The following is a 20,680-nucleotide window of genomic DNA, read 5'->3' on the forward strand; positions in this document are numbered from 1 at the left end:
TTCTCCGTACTCAGTGCTTCATAAAAAAGCGATCAGATCAGTATACCGCTATTCGGTAATACGACGATAGACCGAAGGCGAGCTTTCTGGGGCATTATCCGCCAGAGTAATGGCAGCCTTCACGGCTTTCGCCGCGTCCTGCCAGCTGTTTTCATCTTTCGCGTGGATCACCGCCAGCGGACGTTGACCGTCAACGCTGTCGCCCAGACGGGCCATATCGGTGAAGCCGACGCTGTAATCAATGCTGTCGGAAGCCTGACGACGACCGCCGCCCATGGAGACTACCGCCATACCCAGCGCGCGAGTGTCCATCGCCGAGACGAAGCCTTCGGTATCCGCGTACACCGCTTTGCTGAGCATCGCGGTTGGCAGGTATTTGGCGTAGTTTTCCACGAAATCGGTCGGGCCTTTCTGGGCAGCAACCATGCGGCCAAAGATCTCAGCCGCTTTGCCGTTATCCAGCACCGCCTGCAGTTTCGCCCGGGCGTCAGCGTCATCTTTCGCCAGTTTGCCTGAGATGAGCATCTCGACGCACAGCGCCATGGTCACCTCGAACAGGCGCGGGTTGCGGTATTCACCTGTCAGGAACTGTACCGCTTCGCGCACTTCAACCGCGTTACCCGCGCTGGAAGCCAGCACCTGGTTCATGTCGGTAAGCAGTGCGGTGGTGCGCACGCCAGCGCCATTGGCAACGCCAACGATCGCTTCGGCAAGCGCCGCTGAGAGTTCGTAGGTCGGCATAAAGGCGCCGCTGCCCACTTTCACGTCCATTACCAGCGCATCCAGACCTTCGGCCAGTTTCTTGGCAAGAATCGAAGCGGTGATCAGCGGGATGGAGTCGACGGTCGCGGTAATGTCACGCGTGGCGTAAAAACGCTTGTCCGCCGGAGCAAGGGAGCTGGTCTGGCCGATAATCGCCACACCCACATCTTTAATAATGTCGCGGAAGCGGTTGTCATCCGGGAAGATATCGAAGCCCGGAATGGCTTCCAGTTTGTCGAGCGTGCCGCCGGTATGACCGAGGCCGCGCCCGGAAATCATTGGAATGTAGCCGCCGCAGGCAGCGACCATTGGCCCCAGCATCAGCGAGGTGACATCGCCCACGCCGCCGGTGGAGTGTTTGTCCACGATCGGGCCATTAAGGTTAAGGCTCTTCCAGTCCAGAACGGTTCCTGAATCCCGCATCGCCATGGTCAGCGACACGCGCTCCGGCATCGCCATATCGTGGAAGAAAATGGTCATCGCCAGGGCGGCAATCTGCCCTTCAGAGATGGTATTGTCGCGAATGCCGTTGATAAAGAAACGGATCTCTTCGTCGCTTAAAGCATGACCATCACGTTTTTTACGAATAATTTCTTGTGCGAGAAACAAAATAACCCCCTGAGGAAGTGAGTCGAAGGCTAACCGTAGGCCGGGTAAGCGTAGCGCCACCCGGCGAACCGGAACAACGCCGGATGGCGGCTACGCCTTATCCGGCCTACAACGAATAGTGCTATTAGTAGCTGCTTGCGCTCTTACCGTCGCCGTGGCCCAGTGCTTTCAGCAGGCTGGCCAGCAGGCTGGATGCGCCAAAACGGTAGTGGCGGGAATCAGCCCAGTCGGCACCGAACAGCTCATCGGCAATCGCCAGGAACTGCTGCGCGTCTTCTGCGGTACGCACGCCGCCCGCCGGTTTGAAGCCCACGGTTTTTTCCACGCCCATATCGCGGATCACTTCCATCATGATGCGTGCGCTTTCCGGGGTGGCATTGACCGGCACTTTACCGGTGGAGGTTTTAATGAAGTCTGCACCCGCTTTAATAGAGATTTCAGACGCTTTACGGATTAAAGCCTCTTCTTTCAGCTCGCCGGTTTCGATGATCACTTTCAGCAGCACGTTTGCCGCCGCGCAGGCCTCTTTACAGGCTTTCACCAGCTCAAAGCCCACCTGCTCGTTACCGGCAATCAGCGCACGGTACGGGAAGACCACGTCCACTTCGTCAGCGCCGTAAGCGATGGCGGCGCGGGTCTCTGCCAGCGCGATTTCGATGTCGTCGTTACCGTGTGGGAAGTTGGTCACGGTGGCAATACGCACGTCCGGCGTGCCCTGCTCTTTCAGGGTCTTACGCGCGATCGGAATGAAACGCGGATAAATACAGATAGCCGCCGTGGTGCCCACCGGGGTTTTCGCCTGATGACACAGGGCGATCACTTTCTCGTTCGTGTCGTCGTCATTCAGGGTGGTCAGATCCATCAGTTTTAAAGCACGCAGGCTGCTTGCGGTTAAATCGGTCATAACATTCTCCGGGCGTATAGCCGTAAAATTTCACCTTGCGGGTCTGTGAGTATTCTAACATTCACCCGCTTTCTCACTTCGACATTCATCACAGTTAATGAAATATGCATACAAATTTGCATAACCATAATGAGATCAACTTCAAATAATTTAGCTACAACTGCTGATTAAAGCGTCAGGCACCCGCGCAGGATCAAAAGCAGCTGGCAGGAGTCTTTCTACAATCTTCCCCTGTCCATGCAGAAGAATAAGGAAGCGACAATGTCCCCATCCACCCCCGCCGCCCTGCAACAACGTTGCCAGAAAATTGTGACAAGCCCGGTGTTAAGTCCCGAACAAAAACGCCACTTTCTGGCGCTGGAGGCGGAAAACAATCTGCCCTACCCGGCCCTGGATAACGATGCGCGTCTGGCGCTGGCCGGGGGATTTATCTGCGATATGTTTGAAGGCCACGCGCCTTACAAACCGCGCTACGTGTTGCCTGACTATGCGCTGTTCCTGAAACAGGGTTCAAAATGGCTGGAACTGGAAGGCGCTCAGGATCTGGATGATGCGCTGTCGCTGCTGACCATCCTTTACCACCATGTTCCGTCCGTTACCGCCATGCCGGTGTTCCTCGGCCATCTCGATACGCTGCTGCAGCCGTATGTTAGAATTCTAACACAAGAAGAAATCGATATTCGAATAAAACGTTTCTGGCGCTACCTCGATCGTACCCTGCCGGATGCCTTCGTCCATGCCAACATCGGCCCGGCAGACGGCCCGGTAACGCGCGCCATTTTACGCGCCGATGCAGAGCTTAAGCAGGTTTCACCCAATCTCACCTTTATTTACGATCCCAAAATCACGCCGGACGAACTGCTGCTGGAGGTGGCGAAGAACATCTGCGAATGCAGTAAACCGCATATCTCCAACGGGCCGGTAAATGATAAAATTTTCACAAAAAATGGCTTTGGCGTGGTCAGCTGTTACAACTCGCTGCCGCTGGCAGGCGGGGGAAGCACCCTGGTGCGCCTCAACCTGAAGGCCATCGCGGAGCAGAGCGAAACCCTCGAGGCGTTCTTTACCCACACCCTGCCGCACTACTGTCAGCAGCAGATTGCCATCATCGATGCGCGCTGCGACTTCCTGTATCAGCGTTCCGGCTTCTTTGAGAATAGCTTCCTGGTGAAAGAAGGGCTGATCGATCCCGACCGTTTTGTGCCGATGTTCGGCATGTACGGTCTCGCCGAAGCGGTGAACGTGCTGTGCGAAAAAGCGGGGATTCACGGGCGCTACGGCAAAGATGACCAGGCCAATGCGCTGGGGTATCGCATCAGCGAACAGCTGGCGGCCTTTGTGGAAGCCACCCCGGTCAAACATGGCTGGCGACACCGCGCCATGCTCCATGCCCAGTCGGGGATCAGCTCTGACGTGGACACCACGCCGGGGGCGCGTCTGCCGTATGGCGATGAGCCGGATCCGATTAGCCACCTGCTGGCGGTCGCGCCGCATCATCGCCACTACCACGCCGGGATCAGCGACATCCTGACCCTGGATGAAACCGTGAAGCGCAATCCGCAGGCGGTGGTGGAACTCTGTCTGGGCGCTTTCCGCGCCGGGATGCGCGAATTCAGCGCTAACGTTTCAGGGAACGATCTGGTTCGTGTGACGGGGTATATGGTGCGGCTGTCCGATCTGGAAAAATACCGCGCCGAAGGCTCGCGCACCAACACCACCTGGCTGGGCGAAGAGGCCGCCCGCAACACCCGCATACTGGAGCGCCAGCCGCGCGTGATAAGCCATGAACAGCAGATGCGCTTTAGTCAGTAAGGTTATCCCGTTCTCCTGCGTTGACGGGCCCGGCAGCCGCCTGGCCCTGTTTCTGCAGGGGTGCAACCTGCGCTGCAAAACCTGCCACAACCCGTGGACCATCGGGCGCTGCAACGACTGCGCCGCCTGCGTGCCGCACTGCCCGCACGATGCGCTGAATATTCAGGCCGGACGGGTCTGGTGGGATGACGCGACCTGCCAGCAGTGCGATACCTGTCTGCAGATGTGCCCGCAGCAGGCGACGCCCATGGCGCAGCGGTTAAGCGTGGAGGAGGTTATCGTGCAGATCCGCAAGGTCGCGCCCTTTATCTCCGGCATCACCGTCAGCGGCGGGGAAGCCACCACCCAGCTGCCGTTTCTGGTGGCGCTGTTTTCCGCGCTGAAAGCCGATCCGCAGCTGCAGCATTTGTCCTGTCTGGTGGACAGTAACGGCCTGCTAAGCGAAACCGGCTGGCAAAAGCTGCTCCCGGTGTTTGATGGCGCAATGGTCGATCTTAAGGCCTGGGACAACGCCCATCACCGTTTTCTGACCGGGCGCGACAACGCGCTTATCAAGCACAGCATTCGCTGGCTGGCGGCACACCACCGGCTGAGCGAGCTGCGTTTACTGGTGATCCCGGATCGCTGTGATTACCTGACGCACCATCGCGAACTGGTCAAATTTATCCGTCAGCTGGGGGATGTTCCGGTCAGGATCAACGCTTTTCATGCCCATGGCGTCTACGGCGAAGCCCGTCACTGGCGCAGCGCGACGGCCGATGATGTCGAACCGCTGGCGCAGCTGCTGGAGCGGGAGCAGATCGCAGTGATCCGCCCGGCGCTCTATCTATAGCGGCAGGTTGAACAGCGCCCGGGTGTTATCCAGCAGCGCCTGGGCGATCTCATCCGCAGGCTCCGGGCGCAGTTCACATAGCGTTGTAAATACCCTCGCCGCCTGCTCGGGGCGGTTCGGCTGGCCCTGAAAACCGTTGAGCGGCATATCGGGGGCGTCGGTCTCCAGCAACAGGGCGGAGAGCGGTAGCTGCGCCATCACATCGCGGGTTTTACTCGCGCGGGGATAGGTGATGGTGCCGCCGACGCCAATTTTATAGCCCATCTCCACAAAACGCTGGGCCTGCTGCAGGCTTCCGGCAAAGCCATGGACCACCCCGGTTCGCGGCAGATTGTGGCGCCTGAGGTGCATCGCCAGCTTGTCGTGGGTGCGCCGGGAATGGAGGATCACCGGCAGATCGTAGCGTTTCGCCAGCTTCAGCTGGGCATCGAGGATCGCTTCCTGTCGTTCGAAGTGAGGATCCTCGCGATAGAGATCGAGGCCGATCTCCCCCACCGCCACCAGCCTTTCCGGCTTTGCCGCCAGCGCCGCTTCCAGCGTGTCCAGATGCGCATCCTGATGGGATTCAATCACAATGGGATGCAGACCCAGGGCCATATACAGCGCCGGATAGCGCGCCCCGAGATCCAGCACCCGATCGATGCTCGCCACATCAATGGCCGGAACCACGATGGCCATAACGCCCGCCTCGGCGGCACGCTGGATGCTGCCGGGCTCATCACCGGTAAAGGGGAAGAAATCAAAGTGACAATGGGTATCAACAAAGCGGTAAGTCACGCCAGATCCTCGTTATCAAACAGGGTGTCGTTGGCCTGCGGGGCATCCACGAGCGGGGTGGTAAGCGCATCGTTGGCCACGCTTGCAGGAGGAACCACCACCGTGGCCGGGGCGATGATCCGCTGGTGGCGGCGCAGCGGCGGCTGTTCGGCCAGCAGTTTGCCCACCGTCGCCAGGAAATAGCGCCCGCACAGACGTCCGGTTTTGTAGTCTTCCCGCAGGGCGGGGATGCGGCTGCCCAGCGCCATGCTGTTAAGCGGTTTTGGCGGATAGATTTCGAAGATCCTGAGTTTGCCCGGCGGCTTTTCAATAAAATGCTGGATGGCGTGATAGCTCGCCTCATGGTGCGACACCAGGTTGAGCATTGGTTGCAGGCTGCTTTCACCCAGCCAGCGCTCCATCCGCTTAAACCACTGTGGCGTATAGTACATCTGCGACGGCACGGTGCGGATCACAACGATGGTATTCGCGCCGCGTCGGGCCGCCTCCTGCACCGGGATCGCATCGCTGACGCCGCCGTCCAGATAGCTAATCCCGTCCAGCAGCGCCCCCGTGCGGTAGAAACCGGGGATGGCGCTGCTGGCGCGAAGAATATCCAGCCAGTTCTCTTTTTGCGGCGAAAAGTAGCTTGCCGAGTAGTCATCGCCGCGACAGGCGCACATCCAGAAGGCTTTGCCGGCATCAAACAGGCGCGAGGCGCTGTCCATCGCCAGCGGCATTTTGCTGGCGGTGGCATCCAGCAGCCAGTCGAGATCGATCAGATTGCCGCCGCGCACAAAGCGCAGCGGATCGAAGAAGTCGCGGGAGGTGGTATAACGCATGATCACTTTGCGGGCGTAACCCGGCTGATTACAGACATAGGCCGAAAGATTCTGCGCTCCGGCGGAAGTGCCAAAAAAGAGATCGAACGGGTTAAACTGCGCGCGCATAAACTCATCCAGCACGCCGGCCGTGAAGATCCCTCGCTGCCCACCGCCTTCACATACCAGCGCAATCTGGCCTGGCCGAAAGGGTTTCAGTGCTAACGGCGCAATGTTGCCGAGCGTAACCGGAATTCGCTGCCCCACCTCTGCTTCCTGTTTTTTTATTTGTTATATCCCTACACAGTAGCGCACACCCGCCGGTTTTCCCAAACCGGATGTACGCCAAATAAAAAGGCCCATGCTTAACATGGGCCTTTTCTTCAGCATAACGGTTACCTGAGCTATGGACGACGGCGTCCGGTGAACAGGCTTACCAGGAACAGGATAATACCGACGACGAAGACAATTTTCGCCGCACCCGCCGCGGTACCCGCCAGACCACCAAAACCCAGAGCGGCGGCAATTAACGCGATAACCAGAAAAATGATGCCCCAACGAAACATATGACTCTCCTTTACCATAGTTAATGTCGACCGCATGGTGAGCGCTCAGGTTTGCTCACGGCGATATCTACATGTTTAATTCTTATCTCGCCTTCTGGCCTCAGCCAGAAGGACGAATTATCGATTTTTATTTCACTTTCAGATCGTTTTTAACGCTTTTCACGCCATCAATAGCTTTGGCGATGCTTTCAGCACGGTCGCTCTGTGCTTTTGACTCTACTTCACCGCTCAGCTGTACCACGCCGTCAGTGGTTTCCACTTTCACGTGACGTGATGGGACGATGTCATCGGCCAGCAGTTTGGCTTTAATTTCGCTGGTGGTCGCTGCGTCACCGGCATAGCCCTTGGCAGATTGCTCTTTGCCATCACGGACATGCAGTTTATCGCTGACGGATTTCACACCTTCAACACCTTTCGCCACGCTAACGGCTTTTTCAGCCTGCGCCTGGCTTTCTACAAAGCCACTCAGCGTAACGACGTTTTTATCGGTTTCTACGGAAATATCGGTGCTCTTAATGTCATCAGCATCCACCAGCGCAGCTTTTACTTTTGCTGTGATAGAGCTGTCATCCATGAAGTTACCGACTTTATTCATAGAGTTATCGATTTTTTCACCAGCGGTATTGGCTGTGGATTGCGCTTTGTCGGTTGCAGTGGTTTCCGCCATCGCAGAACCGCATACCAGTGCGCTACCCATCATTACCGCCAGCAGAGTTTTCGAAATCTTCAGTTTTTTAGTATTCATCGATGTATTCCTGTGTTTTGCTCCGACTTCGAGCGTCAATCATTACGTGCAAGTAGTCTTTATTACTACCAATCAACACTCGGGCGAGATGAGAACCTTATCAACACGCATTGAATAGAGCTTTCATCTGCGCCCGGTGTTAAACACTGAGTTAAATATAGATCACTCTCACAGGCGCGCTTTCAGAATCGGGCAAAAAATGAGCAATAAGCAGCAAAAGCCGTTGAATTAAGAACATTCCGCAAGGGATTAATAAGGCAGGGATTTAAAGAAATTTAAGCAGAGCACGGCGGCTGCCGTGCTCCGGGAAGGGATTAGTGCTCGCGGGTTTTGCGGAACTGAATATCCGGATAACGATCGTGCGCCAGGTTCAGGTTAACCATGGTCGGGGCGATATAGGTGAGGTTATCACCGCCGTCGAGCGCCAGTTGGATCTCGTTCTTACGCTTGAACTCTTCGAATTTCTTCACGTCAGAACACTCTACCCAGCGGGCGGTCGCCACGTTCACCGATTCGTAAATCGCTTCAACGTTGTACTCGCTCTTCAGACGGGCAACTACCACGTCAAACTGCAGCACACCCACGGCGCCCACGATCAGGTCGTTGTTGGCGATTGGACGGAACACCTGTACCGCGCCCTCTTCCGACAGCTGAACCAGCCCTTTCAGCAGCTGTTTCTGCTTCAGCGGATCCTTCAGGCGGATACGGCGGAACAGTTCTGGTGCGAAGTTCGGAATACCGGTGAACTTCATCATCTCGCCCTGGGTAAAGGTGTCACCAATCTGGATGGTGCCGTGGTTATGCAGACCGATGATGTCGCCCGGGTACGCCTCTTCCACGTGGGAACGGTCGCCGGCCATAAAGGTCAGCGCATCCGAGATCACCACGTCTTTACCGGTGCGCACCTGGCGCAGCTTCATGCCTTTTTCATATTTGCCGGAGACCACACGCATAAACGCCACGCGGTCGCGGTGTTTCGGGTCCATGTTGGCCTGAATCTTAAAGACGAAGCCGGTGAACTTCTCTTCACTGGCGACCACTTCACGGGTGTCGGTGTTACGCGGCATCGGCTGCGGCGCCCACTCCACCAGGCCGTCAAGCATATGGTCTACGCCGAAGTTACCCAGTGCGGTACCGAAGAAGACCGGGGTAATTTCGCCGCTCAGGAACAGCTCCTGGTCAAATTCGTGGGAAGCGCCTTTGACCAGCTCCAGCTCATCACGCAGCTGGCCAGCCAGCTCTTCGCCTACCGCCGCGTCCAGATCCGGGTTATCCAGCCCTTTCACGACGCGCACTTCCTGGATGGTGTGACCTTTACCGGTCTGATACAGGTAGGTTTCGTCTTTATAGAGGTGGTAAACGCCCTTAAACAGTTTGCCGCAGCCAATCGGCCAGGTGATTGGCGCGCAAGCGATCTTCAGCTCGCGCTCCACTTCATCCATCACTTCCATCGGATCGCGAATGTCGCGGTCGAGTTTGTTCATGAAGGTCAGGATCGGCGTATCGCGCAGACGGGTAACTTCCATCAGCTTACGGGTACGATCCTCAACGCCTTTTGCGGCATCGATAACCATCAGGCAGCAGTCCACCGCCGTCAGGGTACGGTAGGTATCTTCGGAGAAGTCTTCGTGACCCGGGGTGTCCAGCAGGTTCACCAGGCAGTCGTGATACGGGAACTGCATCACGGAGGTGGTAATAGAGATACCACGCTGCTTTTCCATCTCCATCCAGTCCGATTTTGCATGCTGGGCGGAGCCACGGCCTTTTACCGTACCGGCGGTCTGGATAGCCTGTCCGAACAGCAACACCTTTTCGGTGATTGTCGTTTTACCGGCATCCGGGTGAGAGATAATGGCAAAAGTACGGCGTTTCGCCACCTCTTGCAGATAAGGAGACAACGTCATAATTAAATCTTCTTTAAAAAGCGCGACAGCAGGCCGCGCATCATGAATACGAAAATGCGGCTATTTTACCCATCAATGGGGGGCAGGCAATCAATGTTTACACAGGAGTTGCTCCAGTTCGCCGAGGGAGGTCACGGTCCAGGTCGGTTTGATTCCCTCAGGCAGGGTGCGATTGTGCGCGTTCAGCCAGCAGGTTGACAGCCCGGCGTTCATCCCGCCAAGGATATCGGACTCCGCCGTGTCCCCTACCATCAGCACTTTTGACCGGTCAGGGTTCCCGGCCTGAGCCAGCGCATAATCGAAGATTTGCGGGGCCGGTTTGGCCACGCCAACCTGTTCTGAAATCACTAATAAATCAAAGTAGTCACGAAAACCGGTCCGCTCAAGGCGGATCTGCTGGAGCGCGGTGAAGCCGTTGGTGATGATCCCGAGCTTCGCCTTGCCCTTCAGGGAGGCGAGCAGCGACGCGGCGCCCGGCAGCGGGGCGCAGATCTCGGCCATCGCATTCAGGAAGGCATTGTTCAGATCGCCTGGCGGAACGTTAAGGCGATCGGACCACCCCTGGAAACGCTGGTGCTGAAGCTGTAACGCGGTGATAGCGCCGTTCTGGTAGTCCACCCACAGCGGTTTATTCACCGTCTGGTAATCCTGGAAGTCTTCAGCGGTGAAGGTCACGCTGTAGTCGAGAAACATCCGCTGTAAGCCGCCGTACGCGTCAAAGGTAAACAGCGTTTCGTCAGCATCAAAGAAAATCCAGTCCCAGTTCATCGTTACAACCTTTATTAGTTATCCAAGCGGCAGAGCCATGATGATGGCGTCTTCACGTCCTTCTGCGGTGGGGTAATAGTTACGGCGGATCGTCGCCTCGTTAAAGCCCAGGCTTTCATAGAGTGCGATGGCGGCGACGTTCGAGGCCCGTACTTCCAGCCACAGCGTGAACACGTCTCGTGCTTCCAGCTCGCGAATTAAATGTTCCAGCAGTTCTCTGCCCAGCCCACGGCGCTGGAAAGCAGGATCTACAGCGATGTTAAACAGCGTCGCTTCATCCAGAACGACCTGCGTGATGGCAAATGCCGCCAGCTGATTATCGACATCCAGCCGATAGTTGAGGTAACGCTCACCCTGGTTGCTGGCAAAGGTTTTTTCACTCCACGGAAAGGCGTGGGCGCGTTTTTCGATGTCAAAAGCCTGCGCTAAATCAGTCGTCTTGAGGGAAGAAATTGTGTTCATGTTCGCAGATTTGTTGCCACAGCGCGCGACATGCCGCCGGGTTTACGTTAAGTTCGTCCAGGGCTGGCGTGGCCATGCTCGCGCCCTCCAGAGCAATCTCTTCCTGTACGCCAAGCTGCCAGCTGTTGCAGCGGCTGCCCTCGGGCAGCATGGCGACGCGATCGGGCGTCAGCTGCAGCACCTGATCGGCCCCCAGCCTCAGCGCGCGCAGCACGTCGGCCACCACCGGCTCGCTCAGCGCGGGCAGGCTCTTCGCCACCATTACCAGACGAATATGCGCCGGAAGCGAGATGGCGATTTCACCCTGCAATGCCGCCGGGCGGCGCAGCGCCCACTGGGTAATGCCCAGTTGCTGTAATTGCCTGTCTCGTCGGGATGCCATTGCCAAAACTCCTGTTTGTCAGGCGCGCAAATATACCAAATGTGTCGAATCTGCGCCATCTACCTACTATAATCCCCGCCTGAGTTTATTGAGGAACAATTCATGTCTGCATTTACCCCGGCAAGTGAAGTCTTGCTGCGCCACAGTGATGATTTCGAACAAAGCCGTATTCTGTTTGCCGGAGATATGCAGGATGACCTGCCTGCCCGTTTCGAGTGTGCCGACAGCCGTGCGCACACCCAGCAGTATCACCACTGGCAGGTGCTGAGCCGTCAGATGGGCGAGCGCGTCCGTTTCAGCCTGGTGGCCGAACAGGCCGACGTGGCCGACTGCGACACGCTGATCTACTACTGGCCGAAGAACAAACCTGAAGCCCAGTTCCAGCTGATGAACCTGCTCTCCCTGCTGCCGGTGGGTTGCGATATCTTCGTTGTCGGTGAAAACCGCAGCGGCGTGCGCAGCGCTGAGCAGATGCTGGCGGAGTACGCCACCCTGACCAAAATCGACAGCGCCCGTCGCTGCGGCTTCTATCATGGCCGTCTGGACAAAAAACCGTCCTTCGACGCGGAAAAATACTGGGGCGAATATCAGCTTGATGGCCTGACCATCAAAACCCTGCCGGGCGTCTTCAGCCGCGACGGCCTGGACGTGGGCAGCCAGCTGCTGCTCTCCACCTTCACGCCGCACACCAAAGGCAAAGTGCTGGACGTCGGCTGTGGCGCAGGCGTGCTCTCCGCCGTGCTGGCCAGCCACTCACCAAAAGTGCGTTTAACCCTGACGGATGTTGGCGCATCAGCCATCGAAGCCAGCCGCGCCACCCTTGCGGCCAACGGCATTGAAGGTGAAGTGTTTGCCTCCAACGTTCTGTCCGACGTGACCGGCCGTTTCGATATGATTATCTCTAACCCGCCGTTCCATGATGGGGTAGAAACCACCCTCGAAGCGGCGCAGACCCTGATCCGCACCGCGGTGCGTCATCTGAACAGCGGCGGCGAGCTGCGTATCGTGGCAAACGCCTTCCTGCCGTACCCGAAAGTGCTGGACGAAGTCTTTGGTTTCCACGAAGTGCTGGCGCAAACCGGCCGCTTTAAGATCTACCGCGCGATCATGACCCGCCAGGCGAAGAAATAACGCCCCCCAGGCCTGATCCGCCCGATCAGGCCATTTTTGCAACAAATAAAACATCCGGCACAATTATCTGTTGACGAACAGCTGAAAACATCTAGAATGCGCCTCCGTGGTTACGATACTTTTTTTGTATCGATGGTATGCGAAGGTGGCGGAATTGGTAGACGCGCTAGCTTCAGGTGTTAGTGTCCTTAGGATGTGGGGGTTCGAGTCCCCCCCCTCGCACCAATAACCATGATTGATATTGCTCGCACTGGGCGAAGGTGGCGGAATTGGTAGACGCGCTAGCTTCAGGTGTTAGTGTCCTTACGGATGTGGGGGTTCGAGTCCCCCCCCTCGCACCAACGAGGCGATATCAACAAAATAAGATGACTGTGCGAAGGTGGCGGAATTGGTAGACGCGCTAGCTTCAGGTGTTAGTGTCCTTAGGATGTGGGGGTTCGAGTCCCCCCCCTCGCACCAATTATCTTATCTCTCCTTAGAAATTCTCTCTTTCTCCCGTTAGTTCAGATTCATCACCAGAACCCACATGCCCGCTATCAGCGCGACACATGATGGCAGCAGCACGAAATGCCGCAGTTGTTTATGCCAGATCATGGCAGATGAAATCAGCAATCCCGACGCGATAATCACTTTCCAGACCGCCAGCGACAGATCGGTACACGCCAGCCCGGCAATCACCATGCCCGGCAGTATCACTCCCCATCCACTTCCTAACGCCCTGCTCAACATGATCCGTCTCTCATCTCGATAATGATAACCAATATCATATGATAGATTTTCTCATTTGTCAGCGTTAAGTCTGAATGCGTAAAATTCCTTGCGAACGGTTTTATCTATAGTTAGGATTGGCAATCATTATCATTTAGATTTTTATCCAGCTAACTTATGTCCATACGTTCTGCACAAGCCGTCGAGAATATCATCTGGCAAACTCCCCTCCCGACCGGGCCTTCAGGGCTTGCGGACGCGGTGCGTGAGACCATTGCCGGGACGCGTGCCTATCTGCTGGACGTCATCAAGCTGGACGAACCCCATCCGCATCACGCTCTGACGCTGGCGCAGTGGCAACGCCCTGCCGAGCTGCAGTCGTTGCTGGCGACCTACTCCGATCATATTTACCGTAATCAGCCTACGCTGGCGCGCGAGAACAAGCCGCTGCTGTCGCTGTGGGCGCAGTGGTATATCGGGCTGATGGTGCCGCCATTGATGCTGGCCCTGCTTACCCAGGACGTGGCGCTGGATCTTTCTCCTGAGCACTTCCACGTTGAGTTCCATGAGACCGGGCGCGCCGCCTGCTTCTGGATCGACGTCCACGAAGACAGCCAGACGACCTCGCTTTCGGCGCAGCAGCGGATGGACGTGCTGATTACCCGCGCGCTGATCCCGGTTGTGGAAGCGCTGGAAGAGACGGGCGAGATCAACGCCAAACTTATCTGGAGCAATACCGGCTACTTAATTCACTGGTATCTGACCGAAATGAAAACCCTGCTGGGGGATGAGAAAGTGGACGCCCTGCGTCAAGGAATTTTCTTTGCCCGCCAGCTTTCTGATGGCCGTGACAACCCGCTTTACCGCACCGTCGTTCCACGCGACGGGCTGCTGGTGCGCCGCACCTGCTGTCAGCGCTATCGCCTGCCGGATGTTCAACAGTGCGGGGATTGCACGCTTAAATAAACAGGTGCGGCCTGATGCCCTCACCCTGGCCCTCTCCCACAGGGAGAGGGAACAAACACTAAAAACGGCGACCTTGGGTCGCCGTTTTGCTTTTACCTATGCCACCTGCTGGCTTTCCTCTTCTGTGCGCTGGGCCTCTTCGGCCTCCTGCGCCAGGAGCTGTTTCTCATACACCTTAAAGAACGGGTAGTAGATGATGGCGGAAACCACGGCGAGCAGCACTACGAGGATCGCCGCGCGGAAGTCCCAGCCCAGCGCCCATGCGGCTCCTACAGGCGCAGGCGCGGTCCAGGGAACAACGGAAATCACACGGCCAATCAGATCCAGCTTCATCGCCGCCCACGCCAGCACGGCGTTAACCATTGGCGCCAGCAGGAACGGGATAAAGAACACCGGGTTCATGACGATTGGCGTACCGAAGATCACCGGTTCGTTGATGTTGAAAATGCTCGGTACCACGCTCAGACGCCCAATGGAGCGCAGATGCGCGGAGCGACTACGCAGATAGCAGAACACCAGCCCCATCGTAGCCCCGGAGCCACCAATCACAATGAAGAAGGTCCAGAACGCCTCCATAAAGATGTGCGGCAGCGGCGTGCTTTGTGCCAGCGCGGTCTGGTTCATCCCCAGGTTGGTGAGCCAGAACATCTGCAGCATCCCGGAGACAATCGCCGCCCCGTGAATGCCCGCAAACCACAGCAGGTGCCCAATCAGCACCGCCAGCAGTATCGCCGGCAGCGAGTCCGCCGCTGCCACCAGCGGTTTAAAGATGGCCATGATCGCCTGCGGGATCAGCATGCCAAACTGTGACTGAATAAGCAGGCTCAGCGGATAGAGGGTTAACACCACCACCAGCACCGGGATCAGCAGATCAAAAGAGTTTTTGATCATCGGCGGCACCTGGTCAGGCAGGCGAATACCGATGTTGTGAGCCTTCAGAAAACGCATCATCTCCACACAGTAGATCGCCACCAGAATGGCGGTGAAGATCCCCGTGCCGCCGAGGCTATCCACCGGCAACGCACCTTTGGTTTTTGGCGCGGCAATCAGCAGGAAGGCCATCAGCGACAGCATGGCGCACATGAAGGGATCGAGCTGATGCGACTTAACGTAATGCTTGCCGAGGTTGTAAGCGATAGCGGCACAAATATAGAGGGACATCACGCCCATCGTCATATCGAAGGGGGTGAGGATCTGGCCTTCGAACTGTTTCGCCATATCCAGCCAGGCGCGGGCGAAGCCCAGGGTGGTGTCCGGTGAAAACGGCGGGTAGGCAAACACTAATAAGAACGAGCCGACAATCATAAACGGCATGGCGGAGATAAAGCCGTCGCGGATCGCCATCACGTGACGCTGGGAAGAGATGCGTCCGGCAATGGGGCTGACATAGTTTTCGACAAAGCGGAATATCAGGTTAAACGCAGCATGGTTGGCAGACATAACGGCTCTCCTGTCAGACGATCGGTTCGGGCGCTGTTACGCCGCACGTTGTTCCATATACCACTTTCACCACCTTGCTGGTTCGCATACCAGCGGTACTGCTCAAACGGATAGGTTTCATAATCGACTCTTATTATTGGATACAGGGGAAATGACGTAATCAGTATTAATCTCCGCATCATGGTCTGCAACCGGTTACTGTAACCGGTTTCCGTGATTGTGAAGAGGATCCAGAAATCGCTGATATCAGAAGTGGGTGATTTAGGAAATATTTACAGAGCATAATTTCTTATGACAGATTACGCAGAGTATTTTTCTGGAGGAAACAATGAGTTTGCAGTCTGTGCGCCAGTTTTTTGCTGATCACGCCCCGGATGTTGAAGTCATCGAGCTGGGTCAGAGTACCGCCACCGTTGCGCTGGCGGCCGAAGCGCACAACGTTGCGCCGGGACAGATAGCGAAAACGCTGTCGCTGAAAATTAAAGACGAGGTGATCCTCGTGGTCGCCAAAGGCGATGCGCGCCTTGATAACAAAAAGCTGAAGCAGACGTTTGGCGCAAAAGCCCGGATGCTTAGCAGCGATGAAGTGGTGACAATAACGGGACATCCCGTTGGTGGCGTCTGCCCGTTTGGACTGGAAACGCCGCTGGCGGTTTACTGTGATATTTCGCTCAGGGAGTATGCGGAAGTTCTGCCTGCCGCCGGGGCGATCCACAGCGCGGTGCGCATTTCTCCGGAAAGAATGGCGGAGCTCACACAGGCTACATGGGTGGACGTTTGTCTGTAAGACCCGCGCCAGACATTATTCTGGCGCAGTCTTATATGCCGATTATGAAAAATGCGGAACAATAAAGCGCGGCGCGCGGTGATCCGGTACGGGGAAATGCGTCAGGATATCTGCCGCGTGCAGTAACCCCACGTCAGAACGTACACCAAGCTTAAGCATGGCATTAAACTTATGCGCACGAATGGTTTTGATGTTGCGATCCAGTCGGATGGCGATTTCCGGGATGGAAAAGCCGCACGACATGAACTGCAAAATGGCACGTTCAGTCGGGCTCAGCAAACGCCCACGGTGAATATTCCAGTGATTATTATGGCCGTCATTTACCCGCCGGTTTTCACTCAATAATTTGCTCAGTTGCTCCTGCAGGTCGGCCAGCGGCGCGGATTTCAGAAGGACTCCGTGCAGACGTGACGGCGAAAGCTGATTAATCAGGCTTGCTTCTGACGCATCCGATGCCAGCACAATTCGCTGGATAGCACCGTGAGTGGCTGAAATTTCCTTAATACATACCAGACAGTTACGCCGCTCTTCACGCTCATCAGAGAGCGAATAAATCAAAGACGCGTACGGAACAAAATTAAGTGAGGACTGAAAACTGGCAATATTACTAAACAGATGGACTTCATAACCTTTGAATGCCGGACTGGCAAAAAGATGCTTCAGCCCCATAGCACTCATCATGCACTTTTCGACGATAGCGATATGTCTTTTTGTAGCGCTCTTTTCCATTCGTCTTGCTCTCCATAGGCAGAGAATAAACTCAGCTCTTTCATTCCCTTGGTGCTGTTAATCCACGCATACATTTCGGCGTTACTCGTTAAGGCGAGTCTTCTCATTGCGCTATTTTTTTGCGCGCTTACCGTTTTATTACTCTTTTTGAGCAATGCGGCGATTTGATTAATTCCCCATCCTTTCCCAAGCAAGCGTAATACTTTACGCTCCGAGAACGTCAACATGACATCGTCCTGATTGTCATAAAACTCTTCCGGATCGGGTCTTAATAACGTCTGACTAATACGTTCGGCATGTTCACTGCCGGAACGAACTGCCTTAACCAGGCCTTCGACAGGTTCTGCGTCAGACAGTAACGTACTTTCTGGTCGCATCAGAAGTTCAACGGCAAGAGGATAAAATGCGCGAGAAACCAAAAATATCCAGTGAATATCTCTATACTGATTTTGTAATGCGTAATACTGATTGCAAATATTACGCGGATTATGCTGTTCACCTGAAATATCAACGATGATCACAATGGCGCGACGCAGTTGAAGAAGCGTGAGTTCTTCATGGGAGCGGCAGTATGAACGTTCGTAGTCTGGGAAATAGCGTGACATAATGCTCCCGATACCGGTTTGCATTATGGGTGATTTACCAATTATTATTACGCTTTTACAAGCTATTGTCGGTACTTGTGTTCCGAATCCATTCATACGGCCATTCCGTGTCTTTCATCCAGTTGAAATACCTGATCATTTAAAATGGCGACGTAAAAATGTAATGTTTTTCCTTTTTCGTTAGCTGAGCAAAATGAGAGTGCGATAAGAACCAGCATCACAAATGTATACACCGCCAAAACGGCGTTAATATCGCAAAATAATGACTAAATGTTAACCCTTGCCCCGTGATATTTTCAGAAAGAGTAAATTAGATACTCTAAATATAAATTTAATAAATATAAAAATATAAAAAACATAGAAATTAATAATTAATCATCTGAAAATAACGCCTGGTGACAGCACCAATCTGCTTAAACCTTGATCTGGCCCAGCGCAAGCGCCACAGGGTTGTGTGCTAAAAGTAGACATTCCGGCCATTCAACACCAACTCTCCCTCAGGGCAACAGATGCAGGCAGATCAGTCCCCACAACGCGCCGCCACGCGACTGTGTATTCAGTGCGGCCTTTTTTTATTACAACACGGCGCCGAAAGCGCCCTGGTCGAAGAGCTCTCCACCCGCCTGGGGCTGGCGCTGGGCATGGACAGCGTAGAAAGTTCCATCTCCTCCAACGCCATTGTGCTGACCACCATCAAAGGGGGCCAGTGCCTGACCTCAACGCGAAAAAACCACGATCGCGGGATCAACATGCACGTCGTCACCGAGGTGCAACACATCGTGATCATGGCGGAACACAAGCTGCTGGATATGCAGGGCGTCGAAAAACGCTTTAGCCAGATCAGGCCGTTGCGCTATCCCCGCTGGCTGGTGGTGCTGATGGTGGGCCTCTCCTGCGCCTGCTTCTGCAAGCTCAACAATGGCGGCTGGGACGGCGCCCTGATCACCTTCATCGCCAGTACCCTCGCCATGTACGTACGACAGGTGCTGACAGGCCGGCATCTGCACCCGCAAATTAATTTCTGTATCACCGCGTTCGTCGCAACCACCGTCTCCGGGCTACTGCTGCGACTGCCGGGTTTCGCCACGACACCCACCATCGCCATGGCCGCCAGCGTGCTGCTGCTGGTGCCGGGCTTTCCGCTGATCAATGCCGTGGCGGATATGTTTAAAGGGCACATTAATACCGGCCTGGCACGCTGGGCGATTGCCAGCTTACTGACCCTCGCCACCTGTATCGGGGTGGTGATGGCCATGACCTTATGGGGGCTTCGCGGATGGGCGTAATCGATTTTCTCTGGGCGCTGGCCCAGGACATGATCCTGGCGGCCATTCCGGCGGTGGGGTTTGCCATGGTGTTTAACGTTCCCCGTCGCGCCCTGCCGTGGTGCGCGCTGCTGGGGGCTATCGGCCACGGCTCGCGCATGGCGATGATGACCGCTGGAATGAATATCGAATGGTCGACCTTTATGGCCTCAATGCTGGTCGGCAGCATCGGGATCCAGTGGTCGCGCTGGTATCTGGCGCACCCGAAAGTCTTCACCGTCGCCGCGGTGATCCCGATGTTTCCGGGGATCTCAGCCTATACCGCGATGATTTCGGCGGTGAAGATTAGCCATTTTGGCTACAGCGAAGCGCAGATGATCATGCTGCTGACCAATTTCCTGAAGGCCTCGTCGATTGTCGGCGCCCTCTCAATCGGGCTGTCGATACCCGGACTCTGGCTCTACCGCAAGCGTCCCCGGGTCTGAGAGTTGTGTTCTCCCGCAGCCGTGGCGATAATCCTCTGTTCTCATATGGCTAAGTAAGGAGCGGATGTGGCTAACCCTGGCAGCGAAAACGCAGAAAACAGCGACGGATCCCGCCTGAAAGATAAAATCTTCCTCAGCGCCCTCTCGCTGTTTGCCGAGTACGGGCTTAACGGCGCGCGCATGGAGCAGATTGCCGAGAAAGCGGGCACCACCAAGCGAATGGTGGTGTATCACTTTAAGACCAAAGAGAACCTCTACCTGCTGATACTGGAGTATGTCTACACCCAGATCCGCACCAGTGAAAAGCAGCTCAGTCTGGAGGCGATGCCGCCGGTGGAAGCGCTGGTGCAGCTGGTGGAAACCACCTTTGACTATCACGCCGATCATCCCGACTACATTCGTATCATCTGCATGGAGAACATGCAGCGCGGCCGGTTTATGCAGCAGTCAGCCTTATTGCGCCAGGTCAACCGCAGCGCGCTGGATCTGCTGGAAACCATCCTTAACCGCGGCAAAGAGAAGCAGCTGTTTAATGAGACGGTGAACGCCCGGGATCTGCACCGCCTGATCAGCAGCTTCAGCTTTCACTATGTGGCCAACAGCTACACCTTCACCCTGCTGTTTGAAGACGGGGCCGATGAACAGGCCCAGCGGCAACACTACCGAAAAATGGCGGTTCAGGTTGCCTTGCGTTATACCTGTCCTTAGCTCACTCAACCCTGAGATAAGGAACCAGCCATGTCTTTAGAAAAAGTTGTCTATACCGCCAAAGCCAAAGCCACCGGCGGCCGTGATGGTCGCGCCACCTCGTCCGATGGCGTGCTCGATGTGAAGCTGGGCGTCCCCAAAGAGATGGGCGGCGCGGGCGGTGAAGTCACCAACCCGGAACAGCTGTTTGCGGCGGGCTATTCAGCCTGTTTCCTCGGCGCGATGAAGTTCGTGGCCGGGCGCGACAAAATCACCATGCCGCAGGATGCCTTTATTGAAGGCGAAGTGGGAATTGGGCCGCTGCCAACCGGGTTTGGCATCGAAGCAAAACTGAATATTCACCTGCCGGGGATGGACGCCGCCGAGGCGAAAAAACTGGTCGATGCGGCACACATTGTCTGCCCGTATTCTAACGCCACCCGCAACAATATTGACGTGACGCTGAATATTATCTCCTGACTTTTCAGGGGGTCAGGGAGCGGGTCTCAGACCCCTGCCTGCCCCCTCCTCTCTGTGCTACCATAAGCCCATAT

At 55.8% G+C, this 20,680-nt stretch carries 23 protein-coding genes and 3 tRNA genes; 12 read left to right on the top strand and 14 right to left on the bottom strand.

What is annotated here, in order from left to right; genetic code table 11:
* Positions 1-48: 48 nt before the first annotated feature.
* Both deoA and deoC read right to left on the bottom strand, forming a co-directional pair.
* On the bottom strand, positions 49-1,371 hold the full coding sequence (gene deoA / locus ACOYA6_RS13750) for a thymidine phosphorylase (RefSeq protein WP_422654844.1): 1,323 nt from the start codon (positions 1,369-1,371) through the stop codon (positions 49-51).
* A 124-nt stretch (positions 1,372-1,495) separates the two neighbouring features.
* A complete protein-coding gene (deoC, locus tag ACOYA6_RS13755; protein ID WP_052246194.1) occupies positions 1,496-2,275 on the bottom strand; it encodes a deoxyribose-phosphate aldolase in 780 nt (259 codons plus the stop codon).
* Between the two features lie 261 nt (positions 2,276-2,536).
* Between deoC and ACOYA6_RS13760 the strand changes: the two genes are divergently transcribed.
* Both ACOYA6_RS13760 and ACOYA6_RS13765 read left to right on the top strand, forming a co-directional pair.
* The gene (locus tag ACOYA6_RS13760) at positions 2,537-4,087 is read left to right on the top strand and encodes a YjjI family glycine radical enzyme (RefSeq protein ID WP_422654845.1); all 1,551 of its coding nucleotides are present in this window, start codon (positions 2,537-2,539) and stop codon (positions 4,085-4,087) included.
* On the top strand, positions 4,059-4,919 hold the full coding sequence (locus tag ACOYA6_RS13765; protein ID WP_039030470.1) for a YjjW family glycine radical enzyme activase: 861 nt from the start codon (positions 4,059-4,061) through the stop codon (positions 4,917-4,919). The genes ACOYA6_RS13760 and ACOYA6_RS13765 overlap by 29 nt, the downstream gene beginning before the upstream one ends.
* Here the strand turns inward: ACOYA6_RS13765 and ACOYA6_RS13770 are convergent.
* The 8 genes from ACOYA6_RS13770 to ACOYA6_RS13805 form a co-directional block, all read right to left on the bottom strand.
* Positions 4,914-5,696 (bottom strand): TatD family hydrolase, encoded by a 783-nt coding sequence (locus tag ACOYA6_RS13770; protein ID WP_422654846.1) that lies wholly within the window; start codon positions 5,694-5,696, stop codon positions 4,914-4,916. The two genes, ACOYA6_RS13765 and ACOYA6_RS13770, sit on opposite strands and share 6 nt — an antisense overlap.
* Positions 5,693-6,763 (bottom strand): patatin-like phospholipase family protein, encoded by a 1,071-nt coding sequence (locus tag ACOYA6_RS13775; protein ID WP_422654847.1) that lies wholly within the window; start codon positions 6,761-6,763, stop codon positions 5,693-5,695. The genes ACOYA6_RS13770 and ACOYA6_RS13775 overlap by 4 nt, the downstream gene beginning before the upstream one ends.
* Before the next feature lie 137 nt (positions 6,764-6,900).
* Positions 6,901-7,062 carry a DUF1328 domain-containing protein gene (locus ACOYA6_RS13780; protein ID WP_002887716.1) on the bottom strand — a complete coding sequence of 54 codons (162 nt, stop codon included), beginning with the start codon at positions 7,060-7,062 and terminating at the stop codon, positions 6,901-6,903.
* A gap of 127 nt (positions 7,063-7,189) precedes the next feature.
* Positions 7,190-7,807: a molecular chaperone OsmY gene (gene osmY / locus ACOYA6_RS13785; RefSeq protein ID WP_039030473.1), complete on the bottom strand. Its 618-nt coding sequence runs from the start codon at positions 7,805-7,807 to the stop codon at positions 7,190-7,192.
* 314 nt (positions 7,808-8,121) lie between these two features.
* On the bottom strand, positions 8,122-9,711 hold the full coding sequence (gene prfC, locus ACOYA6_RS13790; protein WP_039030474.1) for a peptide chain release factor 3: 1,590 nt from the start codon (positions 9,709-9,711) through the stop codon (positions 8,122-8,124).
* A gap of 90 nt (positions 9,712-9,801) precedes the next feature.
* Entirely contained in the window at positions 9,802-10,479 is a 678-nt protein-coding gene (gene yjjG / locus ACOYA6_RS13795) for a pyrimidine 5'-nucleotidase (protein ID WP_138370375.1), read from the bottom strand.
* Between the two features lie 18 nt (positions 10,480-10,497).
* Positions 10,498-10,941, bottom strand: coding sequence for a ribosomal protein S18-alanine N-acetyltransferase (rimI, locus tag ACOYA6_RS13800; protein WP_138370374.1), 444 nt, complete (start codon positions 10,939-10,941; stop codon positions 10,498-10,500).
* The gene (locus tag ACOYA6_RS13805) at positions 10,910-11,323 is read right to left on the bottom strand and encodes a DNA polymerase III subunit psi (RefSeq protein WP_422654848.1); all 414 of its coding nucleotides are present in this window, start codon (positions 11,321-11,323) and stop codon (positions 10,910-10,912) included. Before ACOYA6_RS13805 ends, rimI begins: the two co-directional genes overlap by 32 nt.
* Positions 11,324-11,425: 102 nt before the next feature.
* On the opposite strand from ACOYA6_RS13805, the gene rsmC reads away from it, so the two are divergent.
* The 4 genes from rsmC to ACOYA6_RS13825 all read left to right on the top strand — a co-directional run bounded on the left by rsmC (position 11,426) and on the right by ACOYA6_RS13825 (position 12,913).
* Positions 11,426-12,454, top strand: a complete 1,029-nt coding sequence (gene rsmC / locus ACOYA6_RS13810) for a 16S rRNA (guanine(1207)-N(2))-methyltransferase RsmC (protein ID WP_139564251.1) — start codon at positions 11,426-11,428, stop codon at positions 12,452-12,454.
* 139 nt (positions 12,455-12,593) lie between these two features.
* Positions 12,594-12,679, top strand: a tRNA-Leu gene (locus tag ACOYA6_RS13815).
* Between the two features lie 29 nt (positions 12,680-12,708).
* A tRNA-Leu gene (locus ACOYA6_RS13820) sits at positions 12,709-12,795 on the top strand.
* Positions 12,796-12,827: 32 nt separating this feature from the next.
* A tRNA-Leu gene (locus ACOYA6_RS13825) sits at positions 12,828-12,913 on the top strand.
* 39 nt (positions 12,914-12,952) lie between these two features.
* Here the strand turns inward: ACOYA6_RS13825 and ACOYA6_RS13830 are convergent.
* Positions 12,953-13,183, bottom strand: coding sequence for a DUF1435 domain-containing protein (locus tag ACOYA6_RS13830; RefSeq protein WP_039030479.1), 231 nt, complete (start codon positions 13,181-13,183; stop codon positions 12,953-12,955).
* Positions 13,184-13,339: 156 nt separating this feature from the next.
* Between ACOYA6_RS13830 and fhuF the strand changes: the two genes are divergently transcribed.
* Positions 13,340-14,128 carry a siderophore-iron reductase FhuF gene (gene fhuF / locus ACOYA6_RS13835; protein ID WP_223075008.1) on the top strand — a complete coding sequence of 263 codons (789 nt, stop codon included), beginning with the start codon at positions 13,340-13,342 and terminating at the stop codon, positions 14,126-14,128.
* A gap of 96 nt (positions 14,129-14,224) precedes the next feature.
* Here fhuF and ACOYA6_RS13840 read toward each other — a convergent pair whose 3' ends face one another.
* Entirely contained in the window at positions 14,225-15,568 is a 1,344-nt protein-coding gene (locus ACOYA6_RS13840; RefSeq protein ID WP_039030481.1) for a PTS sugar transporter subunit IIC, read from the bottom strand.
* Between the two features lie 328 nt (positions 15,569-15,896).
* On the opposite strand from ACOYA6_RS13840, the gene ACOYA6_RS13845 reads away from it, so the two are divergent.
* Complete coding sequence (locus ACOYA6_RS13845) at positions 15,897-16,355, top strand: YbaK/EbsC family protein (RefSeq protein ID WP_039030482.1); 459 nt, start codon at positions 15,897-15,899, stop codon at positions 16,353-16,355.
* Positions 16,356-16,397: 42 nt separating this feature from the next.
* Here the strand turns inward: ACOYA6_RS13845 and bglJ are convergent, their stop codons facing one another.
* A complete protein-coding gene (gene bglJ, locus ACOYA6_RS13850; RefSeq protein WP_422654973.1) occupies positions 16,398-17,033 on the bottom strand; it encodes a DNA-binding transcriptional activator BglJ in 636 nt (211 codons plus the stop codon).
* Positions 17,033-17,689 (bottom strand): helix-turn-helix transcriptional regulator, encoded by a 657-nt coding sequence (locus tag ACOYA6_RS13855; protein WP_251929683.1) that lies wholly within the window; start codon positions 17,687-17,689, stop codon positions 17,033-17,035. The genes bglJ and ACOYA6_RS13855 overlap by 1 nt, the downstream gene beginning before the upstream one ends.
* A 509-nt stretch (positions 17,690-18,198) precedes the next feature.
* Between ACOYA6_RS13855 and ACOYA6_RS13860 the strand changes: the two genes are divergently transcribed.
* The 4 genes from ACOYA6_RS13860 to ACOYA6_RS13875 all read left to right on the top strand — a co-directional run bounded on the left by ACOYA6_RS13860 (position 18,199) and on the right by ACOYA6_RS13875 (position 20,606).
* Positions 18,199-18,975 (top strand): threonine/serine exporter family protein, encoded by a 777-nt coding sequence (locus tag ACOYA6_RS13860; protein WP_039030484.1) that lies wholly within the window; start codon positions 18,199-18,201, stop codon positions 18,973-18,975.
* A complete protein-coding gene (locus ACOYA6_RS13865) occupies positions 18,966-19,439 on the top strand; it encodes a threonine/serine exporter (protein ID WP_039030485.1) in 474 nt (157 codons plus the stop codon). Before ACOYA6_RS13860 ends, ACOYA6_RS13865 begins: the two co-directional genes overlap by 10 nt.
* A 66-nt stretch (positions 19,440-19,505) precedes the next feature.
* Entirely contained in the window at positions 19,506-20,147 is a 642-nt protein-coding gene (locus ACOYA6_RS13870; protein ID WP_422654849.1) for a TetR family transcriptional regulator, read from the top strand.
* A gap of 30 nt (positions 20,148-20,177) precedes the next feature.
* A complete protein-coding gene (locus tag ACOYA6_RS13875) occupies positions 20,178-20,606 on the top strand; it encodes an organic hydroperoxide resistance protein (protein WP_039030487.1) in 429 nt (142 codons plus the stop codon).
* The last annotated feature ends 74 nt before the right edge of the window (positions 20,607-20,680 follow it).

This window comes from Leclercia barmai (genome assembly GCF_049312895.1).
In the GTDB taxonomy this organism is placed as follows: Bacteria; Pseudomonadota; Gammaproteobacteria; order Enterobacterales; family Enterobacteriaceae; genus Enterobacter; species Enterobacter barmai.

Bases quoted from the DNA above. Each gene is read 5' to 3' on its own strand.
- deoC (WP_052246194.1), bottom strand. From the start codon at position 2,275: ATGACCGATTTAACCGCAAGCAGCCTGCGTGCTTTAAAACTGATGGAT.
- ACOYA6_RS13760 (WP_422654845.1), top strand. From the start codon at position 2,537: ATGTCCCCATCCACCCCCGCCGCCCTGCAACAACGTTGCCAGAAAATT.
- ACOYA6_RS13765 (WP_039030470.1), top strand. From the start codon at position 4,059: ATGAACAGCAGATGCGCTTTAGTCAGTAAGGTTATCCCGTTCTCCTGC.
- ACOYA6_RS13780 (WP_002887716.1), bottom strand. From the start codon at position 7,062: ATGTTTCGTTGGGGCATCATTTTTCTGGTTATCGCGTTAATTGCCGCC.
- osmY (WP_039030473.1), bottom strand. From the start codon at position 7,807: ATGAATACTAAAAAACTGAAGATTTCGAAAACTCTGCTGGCGGTAATG.
- prfC (WP_039030474.1), bottom strand. From the start codon at position 9,711: ATGACGTTGTCTCCTTATCTGCAAGAGGTGGCGAAACGCCGTACTTTT.
- yjjG (WP_138370375.1), bottom strand. From the start codon at position 10,479: ATGAACTGGGACTGGATTTTCTTTGATGCTGACGAAACGCTGTTTACC.
- rimI (WP_138370374.1), bottom strand. From the start codon at position 10,941: ATGAACACAATTTCTTCCCTCAAGACGACTGATTTAGCGCAGGCTTTT.
- ACOYA6_RS13805 (WP_422654848.1), bottom strand. From the start codon at position 11,323: ATGGCATCCCGACGAGACAGGCAATTACAGCAACTGGGCATTACCCAG.
- rsmC (WP_139564251.1), top strand. From the start codon at position 11,426: ATGTCTGCATTTACCCCGGCAAGTGAAGTCTTGCTGCGCCACAGTGAT.
- ACOYA6_RS13830 (WP_039030479.1), bottom strand. From the start codon at position 13,183: ATGTTGAGCAGGGCGTTAGGAAGTGGATGGGGAGTGATACTGCCGGGC.
- fhuF (WP_223075008.1), top strand. From the start codon at position 13,340: ATGTCCATACGTTCTGCACAAGCCGTCGAGAATATCATCTGGCAAACT.
- ACOYA6_RS13840 (WP_039030481.1), bottom strand. From the start codon at position 15,568: ATGTCTGCCAACCATGCTGCGTTTAACCTGATATTCCGCTTTGTCGAA.
- ACOYA6_RS13845 (WP_039030482.1), top strand. From the start codon at position 15,897: ATGAGTTTGCAGTCTGTGCGCCAGTTTTTTGCTGATCACGCCCCGGAT.
- bglJ (WP_422654973.1), bottom strand. From the start codon at position 17,033: ATGAGTGCTATGGGGCTGAAGCATCTTTTTGCCAGTCCGGCATTCAAA.
- ACOYA6_RS13855 (WP_251929683.1), bottom strand. From the start codon at position 17,689: ATGTCACGCTATTTCCCAGACTACGAACGTTCATACTGCCGCTCCCAT.
- ACOYA6_RS13860 (WP_039030484.1), top strand. From the start codon at position 18,199: ATGCAGGCAGATCAGTCCCCACAACGCGCCGCCACGCGACTGTGTATT.
- ACOYA6_RS13865 (WP_039030485.1), top strand. From the start codon at position 18,966: ATGGGCGTAATCGATTTTCTCTGGGCGCTGGCCCAGGACATGATCCTG.
- ACOYA6_RS13875 (WP_039030487.1), top strand. From the start codon at position 20,178: ATGTCTTTAGAAAAAGTTGTCTATACCGCCAAAGCCAAAGCCACCGGC.